We start from the raw sequence: 472 nt of genomic DNA, 5'->3' as shown, positions 1-472 counted from the left end.
CCGGTGCGGTTGGCGCACATGGTTGCCGAGGCAGCCGGCAGCGGCCATGCCTTCGAGGCGGCGATGCTTGCCGTGCTGCTCACCGAACGCGGCCTTGGTGGCGACGGCGCCGATCTGGAGCGGCGGCTGATGCGTTTTCGCGGGGAAAAATCGCCACGTGCTACAGCCGCCAAGCAGCTCGCCGAACGGCTGGCGAGGCAGGCTGGCGAGGCGAAGGGCAGCGAAGCTGCGGCAGCCGGTCCCCTGCTCGTTCACGCCTGGCCGGATCGGGTGGCGAAGGCGCGCGGCGAGCGTGGCCGTTTCGTGCTGGCCAACGGCTCCGGCGCCATGCTCGACGCCGCCGATCCGCTGGCGGGCGAGCCGTTTCTGGTCGTCGCCGACCTGCAGGGCAAGGCACAGAATGCGCGCATCACGGCGGCGGCAGCGATCGGCGAGGACGATGTCCGCGCCGCGCTGGCGGACAGGATCGAGG

Annotated in this window: 1 pseudogene; it reads left to right on the top strand. The window is 71.8% G+C overall.

The window, feature by feature from the left end:
* Positions 1-472 (top strand): annotated as a pseudogene (locus EOD15_RS35395) (ATP-dependent helicase HrpB); the annotation flags it as partial.

Origin of the sequence: Mesorhizobium sp. M7A.T.Ca.US.000.02.2.1 (assembly GCF_003996995.1) — a bacterium.
GTDB lineage: Bacteria > Pseudomonadota > Alphaproteobacteria > Rhizobiales > Rhizobiaceae > Mesorhizobium.
Note: the sequence above shows the minus strand (reverse complement) of the source record. Positions and strands in the feature narration are given on the sequence as shown.